Consider the following 6,532-nt stretch of genomic DNA (forward strand, 5'->3'; position numbering starts at 1 on the left):
CTCGTCGTGGCCGGATCATCGGCGTGACCAGGCCGGCACCGACTGGAACGCCGGCAGGCCCTCGACCACGAGCTGCTCCGGCGCTGCGCTGGCGTCGACCGGGACGACGTACAGCTGCCTGACCTGATTCTCCTGGCCCTTGGGTGAGTGGGTGTAGACCAGCTGGCTGCCGTCGGGTGAGAAGACGGGGTCCTCGTCGCGGCCGGGCACGCTGCCGCTCATCACGCGATCGTTGACCAGCTGCCCGTCGGCGATGTCGGCGAGCGCGACCTCGAAGCCTGCGTCGGTCCCCGTGTCGACGCGATAGGCGAGCTGGTCAGCTGCCGGCGAGAACACCGCATCGCTGTACGTCGTCGTGCCGACGGCAGCCTTGAGCGGGCGGGACGTGCCCGACGTGACGTCGATCGTGTAGAGCGAGCCCTGCTGGCTGCCACGGTCGAGCGCGGCGAAGACCACGATGGTGCGACCGTCGCGGGACACCGTCGGGTCTCCCACGCCCTTGAGCACCTGCAGGTTGCGGTCCTTGACGGTGTAGGTGTCGAGGATCCTTCCGCCGACGTCGACGCGCACCAGCCTCAGCTCGTCCTGGTCGTTGACGCATCGCATCACCAGCTGGTCGGTGCCGGGGATCCAGGCGGGACGACCCTGGCTGGTGCGGCACTGGTCTGGGGCGTCGTTGCCGAACAACGGCTCGTCACCGCTCCCGTCGACCGCGGCGACCCAGAGGATGTAGGTGTTGCCACCGGTGGTCCGGCTGCGCGAGAAGATCATCGTCCGCCCGTCAGGACTGATCACCGGCAGCCACTCCATCGGCCCGCCCTTCGAGAGTCGGTGGGTGTTGGCGGGGTTGCGCAGGTCCGCCAACCAGATGTGCCGGCTCGTGGGCTTGTCCCCCGCGGCCACGAGCAGCTGGGTCGGCTCAAGCCTCGCCGACGTGGGCAGCGAGTCCCGCAGTGCCAGCGGCACGATGACGGCTGCGGCCAGCGCCGCGACACAGGCAGCGACCACGGCGATCGCGATCCGGGGATGACCGCGGGCGAGGGCGGTGAGCTGCTCGGTGGAACGCCGGAGCAGGTTGCCACCCCGGGAGCCGCCGGCGTGGACCCCGTCGAAGATGGTGCCGTCGGGCGCCCGCAGGAACAGCACCGGAGTCGCCCACTCGCTCCTGAAGTTGGCGAGCATCAACTTGCGGGCCTCGGTCACCGCCTGGTCGACGGGCCGGCCCTCGGCGAGAGCGGCGTAGAAGTCACCGGTGAACTTCACGGCGGCCGAGTCGCTGATGGGGAACTGCATGGCGACGACGGCGTCGGCGCCCTGACGTACCAAGCCCTGAGCCATGCCTCCGAACGGATCTGCGGCGCCGGTCAGCGCCGAGCGGCAGGCGTTCAGCACCACCATGCGCAGTGGGTCGTGGTCGTGGACGAAGGGTCCGAGCTCGGCTGCGGTGACCTGCTCCTTGCTGCCGCGCTCGTTTTGGAAGTAGATGCAGCCCTCCCCGCTGACCGGGTCGAACGAGCCGTGGCCGACGAAGTGGATGACGTGGGCGCGGTGCTCGTTGAGCCACTGTCCGAGTGCATCGAGGGTCGGGGGCCTGAGTCTGTCGACGACCACCAGGCCCTGCTTGGTCTTGGCGGCCAGTGCCTTCTCGATACGCGCCCACTCGGCCTCGACGTCCAGCTCGTCGAGGTCGGTGGGGGAGCAGATCACCACCAGCACGTGGAGCGGACCGTCGACCTTGATCGGGCGTGGCTCCTGACCGATGTCGAGGTAGCGCACCAGGGGAGTGCGCTCGGACTGCGCAGGGAACGCGCCGTTCTTGGCGTCGTACAGAAGCTCCCAGGGGAGACCGGCGACCGCCGGGGCCTCCTTGAGGCGAAGCCGCAGCCGCAGCCCGGAGTCGGGCTCGTCGCGCACCTTCTCCAGGCTGCGTGTCCACGCCGAGAGGACCTCCCCACTGAACACCGCGTCGAACAGCGGGCCCCCGAAGTCGCGGGCCGCCTGCTGTCGCACCGGGTCGTCGGGCCCGCGCATCCCCGAGCGACCCGGGTCGAGCTTGAGGAGCAGGTTCTCGAGGGTGACCGCGTCGAACGGCAGCTGGAACGACGAGTTCGCGGCGTCCCCGACGGGGGAGCTGGTCACCCGCGCTTCGTAGCGCCCTTCGCCTTCTTGCTCCAAGAAGAGGTCGAAGTTCTGGTAGCGCCGGTCGCCCATGTGCGCTCTTTCCCCAGTGCGGAAACGACACCAGACTAGAGCGCAGCGGGAGCTCCCAGATACCTGTCGCAGTTACCTGCCGCAGGTACCGGTCGGGGCCGCTCGACCTGATCGGCGTGTATCTGCGCAGACCCGGGGGGCTCTTGGCGAGCGGGAGGACGCATGAGCTCGGACGCACGCACGGCCATCGAGCAGACCGTGGCTACCTGGCCGGCAGCCGCGCGGGAGCGGGTGCTCGGAACGCTCGACCGGATGGGGCCGGATCCGCTGCTCGACACTCCACCCGAGCCGACCGACGCCGACGTCGAGCGGGGCAGGGCGGCTGCGCAGACCATCCGCGCCGCCAGCGACGCCGACGCCCCAGGAGCGGATCCCGAGCTGCTGATGGTGCTCTCGCCCGACGAGGCCGCCGAGCTCGTGGCCGCGATCGCGACATCGGGTGATGCCCGGATGCTGATGACCGTCGTGCGGGTGACCGATCCCCGTCGCTTCCCCGTGGGCCAGCTCCTCCGGGTGGCAGCGACACAGCCGCCGGGCGCGGAGGCCAGGGAGGCGCTCGTGCGAGCGGCAGCCCTCACCTCGATGACCCGGCTCGAGCGCGGCATCGCGGACCTCACGGCGGCTGCGGACGCAGACGTGGCCGACCTGGTCGCTGAGGTCGCCGACGCGCGTGCCCAGCTGGCCGCCGGCCCGCCGTACCGCTGGTGGCGTGAGTCCGAGATGTCGATGGCCGAACCTCCCTCCGACGGCCAGGAGCCCGTGGGTGATGAGGAGCTGCCCGAGCCCGCACCACCGCTGGATCCGACGCCGGGTGGGGAGCCGGTCCTGCGCGGTGACGACGACGCGAAGTCCTATCCGCGGCTCGATGTCGAGTCCCGCACCGACCGTCCGGATGTGGTGGTGGTCGACCAGCCGTTCACCGTGACGGTCGGCTTGCAGGCCCGGCGCAGCCGCGAGACCCAGGACACGGGAGCGGTCAGCCTCCCGACCGACTCCAACGTGACGCTGCAGGCGACGTTGCTCTTCGACCCCGAGTCGATCGAGGTCGTCTCCGGAGCCGATGGTGCGACTCCCACCTCACGGGCAGACCTGAGCGTCACCCCGCTGGCTCGGTTCCCGGAGGCCAGGTTCGACTGCGTCGCGAAGTACGGCGAGAACCTTGCCGCCGAGCGACGCATCGGCCTTCAGCTGATGCTCGGTGGCGAGGTGGTCGCGGTCGCCTGGCGCACCGTGGTCGCCGCCGACTCGGCCGACCGCGTCGCCGATGCGGTGGCGCCACAGCCTCCGGGCCGCCTGCTGGGTCTTGCTTCACTCGTGGGCGGCCAGCCTCCCGACCTGGCGGTGTCGGTGATGAGATCGGACGTGGGTGCCGACTCCTACGTGTGGTCGGCCTACACGTCGATGGATGCGGTCTCGGTGCCGGACCTGCCGAGCACCACGCGTCTGGAGAAGGCCGACGCCGACGCCTTCGCCACCGAGATCCGGCGGATGTTCCTCGAGCGCGATGCCGGCTCGCCGCTCGGCCGATGGCTGGAGCTGGCCGGTCGGGCGAGGCGGGTCGGCGAGGCGATCCCCGAAGGGATCCGAGAGGCCATCGCCGCGACGGTGCAGCACTCGGGCTCAACGGCACCGGCGATCCTCCTGCTGACCGAGGAGGTCGACGTGCCCTGGGAGCTGGCCTGGTTCGACGAGCTCGCGTCAGTCGTGCCGGACGCCGAGAAGACCGCGCCCTTCCTCGGCGCCCATGCGGCGATCTCCCGGTGGCCACTGAGCGATGACGAACGCCCGGATCCCACTCCTGCCCCTGCCGTGGTGGTCAGCGGCGCCGCCGTCCTGACGGCCGACTACACCGGGGTGCCGACCTTCCCGGTGCTCGAGAGCGCCCTCGCCGAGGCGGCAGAGGTGTCGGGCCTCTTCGAACCCAGGGCCGTCGAGGTCGTGCCGGAGCTGGCGAGCGTGATCGCGCTGTTCAAGGGTGACCCGCCGAGCAAGCTCGTGCACGCCGCCGTCCACGGCAAGTTCGACAACGAGGGCAACCAGCAGGGCATCGTCTTGCTGGAGAAGAGCCCGGCGGGGGGTGCCGTCGGTCGCTACCTGACTCCGACGATGCTGGAGAACGGCCGGCTCGACGGGCCGTTCGTCTTCCTCAACGCCTGTCAGGTGGGATCCGACGAGCAGGTGCTGGGCAACTACGGCGGGTTCGCCACGACCCTGGTCAAGGTCGGCGCGGCCGCGGTGGTCGCACCGCTGTGGAACGTCCGCGACACCGTTGCGGCCGAGTTCGCTCGGCGCTTCTATGCCAACGCCTGGGGGACGGCGACAAGCGGCGGCAACGTCTCGGTCGCGGAGGCGGTGCGGCAGCTCAGGGCGCTCTACACCCAGGACGCTGTCAGCGGCGGGGACCAGACGGCTGACCCGACGGTGATCTCCTACCAGGTCCTCGGTCATCCCCGACTGCGCCTGAACCACGAGAACTGACGAGAGGAAGAACCATGGCCGAGCAGCTACGTCCTGACGGCGAGGTGTTCGTCGAGGACGTCCGGATCGTCACGCCCAACATGACGGGCGTCGTAGAGGTGCAGCGCCCGCAGGACCCCGGCATGCGCGGGGAGGAACTGACGACCGACGAGTTCTTCGCGGCACTCGAGGCCGCCGATGTCCAAGAGCAGCTGTCGGTCGTCATCTCCGAGCACGAGGCGACCGCTCCGTCCGAGGGCACCCGCTCCGTCGGCGCGGGCGACGACATCGAGCTCGAGGTGCCTGCGCCCGGCGACGGCTTCGGCCAGGTCCTGCTGTACGCCGCCGAGAACGGCACGCTGTCGTGGCACCTGCCCGTGGACGTGCCTCTCGACCAGGTGCCCACCCGCGGCGGCGACCGCCGTACCTACCGGGTGCCGCGCGCCATCGTGCCCCCCGTCCCCGACCCGGACGCCGGCCCGGACGGGGACGACCGTGGTGTCTTGGGGGCCATCGGTAAGAAGGTCCTCAAGCTGCTGGTCTTCCCGCTGGTCGACGAGGCGGTCGGCCGGGCGGCCGACTTCTTCGTGAGCAAGTGGGAGGCCAAGAACCGCCCGAGCCGCGTGCGTTGGATGAGCGTGCCCGGATATGACAGGTCGACGTCCGACTCGCTCGCGGCGGCGGACTGGGACACCGTGCGCGAAGGGCGGGCCCTGCTGTTCGTGCACGGGACCTTCTCGACTGCCCACGGTGGCTTCGGCGGCCTCGACCAGGCCACCATGACGGCCCTGCACGAGAAGTACGACGGTCGCGTCATCGCCTTCGACCACCCGACGGTCTCGGTGACGCCGGCTGAGAACGCCGACGCGCTCGCCGCCCTCGTGCCGGGTGACGAGCCGCTCGAGCTCGACCTGGTGACCCACTCGCGCGGTGGCCTGGTCGGTCGCGAGATCGCGGCGCACGAGGCGTTCGATGTCCAGGGCGTGTTGATGGTGGCAGCCCCCAACGCCGGCACGGTGCTGGCCGACAAGGACCACCTCTCCGACCTCCTCGACCGGTTCACCAACCTCGCGCAGTTCGTGCCGGACACCGGCGTGACCGAGGTGCTGGAGATCGTCTTCGCGGTCGTCAAGCAGCTGGCGGTGGGCGCCGTCGGCGGGCTCGACGGCCTGATGTCGATGAACCCCGACCCCGACCAGCCCTACCTCAAGGGCCTCAACGCCCGCCCGGCCGCGAAGGCCCGCCTCCGCGCCATCGCGGCCGACTTCGAGCCCGGCGCCGACTCGCCCTTCGGCACCGTGGTCAAGGACGCCGGCGTCGACCTCCTGTTCTCAGCGGCCGACAACGACCTCGTCGTGCCGACCAAGGGCTGCTGGGACCTGATGGCCGCCGGCTTCCCGATCGCCGAGGACGATGTCCTGCTGCTACCGGCGACCGCCGCCGTCAACCACAACCGCTACTTCCGCAACGACGACGTGCGCGCGCGGCTTCTGACCTGGCTGCCGAGCTGACGCCCTGCTGGTTGAGGAGGTTGCGTCCCCTGGTGGGTGAGGAGGTTGCGTCCCCCGTTGGTTGAGGAGGTTGCGTCCCCCGTTGGTTGAGGAGGTTGCGCAGCAACCGTCTCGAAACCATGGTGGTCGGCGTGGTCTGGTTTCGAGACAGGCGCTAGCGCGCCTTCCTCAACCAGCGGCGGGGGCGGCGTGGTCTGGTTTCGAGACAGGCGCTAGCGCGCCTTCCTCAACCAGCGGCGGGGGCGGCGTGGTCTGGTTTCGAGACAGGCGCTGGCGCGCCTTCCTCAACCAGCGGCGGGGGCGGCGTGGTCTGGTTTCGAGACAGGCGCTAGCGCGCCTTCCTCAACCAGCGG

At 70.4% G+C, this 6,532-nt stretch carries 3 protein-coding genes; 2 read left to right on the plus strand and 1 reads right to left on the minus strand.

Annotated features, from left to right (window positions below; all coding sequences use genetic code 11):
• Positions 1–15: 15 nt before the first annotated feature.
• A complete protein-coding gene (locus ISU10_RS21040) occupies positions 16–2,211 on the minus strand; it encodes a CHAT domain-containing protein (protein WP_194698413.1) in 2,196 nt (731 codons plus the stop codon).
• 162 nt (positions 2,212–2,373) lie between these two features.
• Between ISU10_RS21040 and ISU10_RS21045 the strand changes: the two genes are divergently transcribed.
• Entirely contained in the window at positions 2,374–4,689 is a 2,316-nt protein-coding gene (locus ISU10_RS21045; RefSeq protein ID WP_194698414.1) for a CHAT domain-containing protein, read from the plus strand.
• 14 nt (positions 4,690–4,703) lie between these two features.
• The gene (locus ISU10_RS21050; protein ID WP_194698415.1) at positions 4,704–6,179 is read left to right on the plus strand and encodes an esterase/lipase family protein; all 1,476 of its coding nucleotides are present in this window, start codon (positions 4,704–4,706) and stop codon (positions 6,177–6,179) included.
• Positions 6,180–6,532 lie beyond the last annotated feature (353 nt).

The sequence above is a fragment of the Nocardioides agariphilus genome, assembly GCF_015352445.1.
In the GTDB taxonomy this organism is placed as follows: Bacteria; Actinomycetota; Actinomycetes; order Propionibacteriales; family Nocardioidaceae; genus Nocardioides; species Nocardioides agariphilus.